The sequence below is a fragment of the Bacillota bacterium genome, from assembly GCA_012837285.1.
In the GTDB taxonomy this organism is placed as follows: domain Bacteria; phylum Bacillota; class DTU030; order DUMP01; family DUMP01; genus DUNI01.
The window spans coordinates 1-3,186 of record DURJ01000053.1 but is presented as its reverse complement, the minus strand read 5'-3'; the positions used below and the strand labels follow the sequence as shown (position 1 = coordinate 3,186).

Here is a 3,186-nt window from a genome sequence, read left to right as displayed (position 1 = left end):
CTTCCTCAGGACTATAAGCCAAGGCCTCATAAGGTTCCATAACTTCTACCGCTGCTTTACCTAACACTTCCCACTGGCGCCAGCTGGGCATTTCGGCGAAATCGGGCGAGCGCAAGGGGGAAATGTTTGATGAATCAAAAAAGGGTTGTTTTAGCAACTGGAGCAGTGGTCGGTGCTCTTGGTGCATTATTAATGAAGCCCGTTAATCCAGCCAACATGGGCATTTGTGTTGCCTGTTTATTCGTGACATCGCCGGGCGCTTTAGGAATGCATCGGGCTGAGGTGGTACAGTACATGCGACCGGAGGTACCGGGCCTTATTCTAGGTTCTTTTCTTGTGGCTACAACAAGCGGCGAGTTTAGAGCCCGGGGGGCTCGTCACCGCTACTGAGGTTTGTTCTCAGTTTCTTCGTTATGTTAGGTGCGTTGGTATTTCTCGGCTGTCCGTTGCGCATGGTTTTACGTCTGGCCGGGGGTGACCTTAATGCCTTGCTGGGGTTGGTTGGCTTTGTGGTTGGAATTTGGCTGGGGTTGCAGTTTTTACGGAACGGGTTTTCCTTGGGTAGAAGCAGCAAACAGGCTGCAGTCAACGGTTACGTATTGCCGACATTGTAGGTGACTTTATGCCGCGGACTGGTGAAAAGCCTGGGGTAGGTCGTTATCAGTGTACCAGATGCTTTCAAATCGTTAGGTTGGATGACTGGGACGATACCTTGCCCCCATGCCCAAAGTGTAACGGTACAAATTTCATTAAAGTTTCTTAACAAATTCCTAGATCGAAGCTTCGCGAGTAAGTTATTTTCCCATAGCAACTGCCGTTATTGTGCTCTTTGCCGCATAGGGCGGTTTTATGCCGGAGAGAAATATCTTAAGCTGCAGTTATGGACTAATACAATCTCAAAGTCTGTCGTATTAAGAGAGACATGTGATCGGTTGGCATGGTGAGTTTTGTGAAGTCCTGTACTTACTATGAATTACTGGAGCTTCGCAGCGTTTCAGGAACTAAAATCAAGAAGCACAATGCGATCAAATAGCAAATGCCAATTAAAAGCAAATATCAAGACTGCCGCCCGCATCGCTGGCTTCATCAGGCCTATGGTTAATTCATCTGCTCCCTTTATTTACAGTGCAAACAGTGGTACACAGACCAACACTATACTACGGACTCTGAACCAAAGTTCGGGCCGAGACCTGCCGTAGGGACAGTCTCATTGTTGTCTCAAAATACAGATTCTAAAGACAGGTATCTCTATACCCGTCTTTAGAATCTCCTCAACTATACCGACTGGTTTCCTATAATCATCCATAGTAAATGCCTGCGGCTCAATATCTATATCATAATCCATGGCCTTTAGCACCAAAAGCGTATACCATCAACCCTACTCATACCCTTGAAGAAGTTCGAGAAGATTGCCAAGTCCACGTCGCTGTGTTCACGCATACTGCCCTTAGCATAAGAACCAAAAAGTATGGCCTTCTCAATGGTAATTTGCTTGGTTAAATTACTAACATAATCTTCGATTACTGTTCGTAGTGGCTCAGGGATTTTAACCACAAGAACACCTCCATTTAATCATGGGCATCACCTCCCCTCGCAGGAAAGTGACTAACCGCCAAGCGACAACTCCTTGATTATCGTAACAATTTCCTGCATATCAGCAAAAGAAAGTGCCACCATCCTTACACTGTGACGATCCTGACCTCATTCATCTTATCGCCCTGCACAATCCTGTCCACCACATCCATACCGTCCGTTACCCGGCCAAAGACGGTGTGCATTCCGTCCAAATGCGGGAAGTCATCATGACAGATGAAAAACTGGCTGCCGCCCGTATCGCGCCCGGCATGAGCCATCGACAGCGCCCCGCGGACATGCTTGTTGGGATTGATTTCGCACTTGATGGTGTAGCCGGGCCCCCCGGTGCCGGTACCGTGCGGGCACCCACCCTGGATCACAAACCCTGGCACCACCCGGTGAAAGGTAAGCCCGTTGTAAAACCCGGACTCGATGAGGGACTTAAAATTAGCCACCGTGTTCGGGGCATCCATTTCGAAGAATTCGATCGTAATGTTCCCCTTGTCCGTGCTGATAATTGCCTTTTCCATAATCGCACTCCTTTTTTATATACATATGAGTAAATGGCGGATCATCCGCTAGGTAAAGCACTGAACCTCCAATGGTGGTTAGATATCGTTACCAGTTCCCTGCAGTTGTCTGTCACCGTCCTTATGTGGGAAAATATATTTGTTGACAACCAATGCTATTATGATTCCTATAAAAGTATCCAACATCCGGTCTAGAGCATATAGAAAAGGCGACTTCTCGCCAACTCCAATTACAATAGCAAGAACCACTATACTTGATATGACTGATGCGCTGCTTTTATTAAACAAATTGCACAGATATATTACTGTTAAAATACCGAGTCCTGCTACTATGGCCTCTGTATGCAACAACGTCAAATGGTTTTTTATTAGTAAAAACACCAAACCCACAATGCCCCCAAGGAGTGTCCCAGCGAGCCTGTCTACTCCCATTTGGTAAGAATAATGTACCGTCTCCTTCATGCATATAATGGCGGCCGAGCAAGCAAACAAGGGATTCTGCTTGCCTATAAGTTCAAATAGTAGTATGCAAAAAAATACGGAAAGCGCGGTTTTGGTATTTCTTAGACCTGGTTTAGGTAATTTAACTCCGTCCATTGATAGCATAAAACTTGTAACCACCCCTTTCCATCTTACCCTCATACCAAGAAACAATAGCTACCGTTCGCATATACATATCACAATTGCTATGGGTTCCTTCTTTAACATACTCTATCATTTGTCGATTGCTTTTAGCAATACCATCATGGCCACAGAAAAACCGGCTGGGCAGTTTGCAATGGGCCTCCCGGCCTCATTTAGCCGGCTTAACCAGCGCATTCCCCTAGATATCGCTTAGGCGAAACAAGAAAGAGGGCCCCCCGGCCGTTTTGGTTCACTAGCTAACTATTCCATCTGCCGCGGGGACTGTCTCCATGGCTGCAGAAGAGCAAGCTTCAGAATAAGTGTTGGATGCTCGGGCAGCCGACCTTCGAACAGGTTTGGCATTAAAAACAGAGCGGGGCTTTTGTTCCAACAGAGGGAGGTAGTGCTCTAGTTTGTAGAAGGTCTCGCCACGGCCTACGGCCGTAGTATCTGGTAT

General features: G+C 46.9%; 5 protein-coding genes. 2 read left to right on the top strand and 3 right to left on the bottom strand.

The features are described from left to right. Positions 1–129: 129 nt before the first annotated feature. Together GX016_03175 and GX016_03170 are read left to right on the top strand one after the other, a co-directional pair. A complete protein-coding gene (locus GX016_03175; GenBank protein HHT70568.1) occupies positions 130–390 on the top strand; it encodes a hypothetical protein in 261 nt (86 codons plus the stop codon). A gap of 232 nt (positions 391–622) precedes the next feature. After that, entirely contained in the window at positions 623–763 is a 141-nt protein-coding gene (locus tag GX016_03170; GenBank protein ID HHT70567.1) for a zinc ribbon-containing protein, read from the top strand. Between the two features lie 587 nt (positions 764–1,350). On the opposite strand, the gene GX016_03165 is transcribed toward GX016_03170, so the two are convergent. From GX016_03165 to GX016_03155, 3 genes are all read right to left on the bottom strand, one after another. Then, positions 1,351–1,554: a nucleotidyltransferase domain-containing protein gene (locus GX016_03165; protein HHT70566.1), complete on the bottom strand. Its 204-nt coding sequence runs from the start codon at positions 1,552–1,554 to the stop codon at positions 1,351–1,353. Between the two features lie 125 nt (positions 1,555–1,679). Further along, positions 1,680–2,105 (bottom strand): peptidylprolyl isomerase, encoded by a 426-nt coding sequence (locus GX016_03160; protein ID HHT70565.1) that lies wholly within the window; start codon positions 2,103–2,105, stop codon positions 1,680–1,682. Positions 2,106–2,183: 78 nt separating this feature from the next. Beyond that, on the bottom strand, positions 2,184–2,702 hold the full coding sequence (locus GX016_03155; protein HHT70564.1) for a hypothetical protein: 519 nt from the start codon (positions 2,700–2,702) through the stop codon (positions 2,184–2,186). Between the last annotated feature and the right edge of the window lie 484 nt (positions 2,703–3,186).

Coding starts and splice junctions, on each gene's coding strand:
- GX016_03170 (HHT70567.1), top strand. CDS start 623: ATGCCGCGGACTGGTGAAAAGCCTGGGGTAGGTCGTTATCAGTGTACC.
- GX016_03155 (HHT70564.1), bottom strand. CDS start 2,702: ATGGACGGAGTTAAATTACCTAAACCAGGTCTAAGAAATACCAAAACC.
- GX016_03160 (HHT70565.1), bottom strand. CDS start 2,105: ATGGAAAAGGCAATTATCAGCACGGACAAGGGGAACATTACGATCGAA.
- GX016_03175 (HHT70568.1), top strand. CDS start 130: ATGAATCAAAAAAGGGTTGTTTTAGCAACTGGAGCAGTGGTCGGTGCT.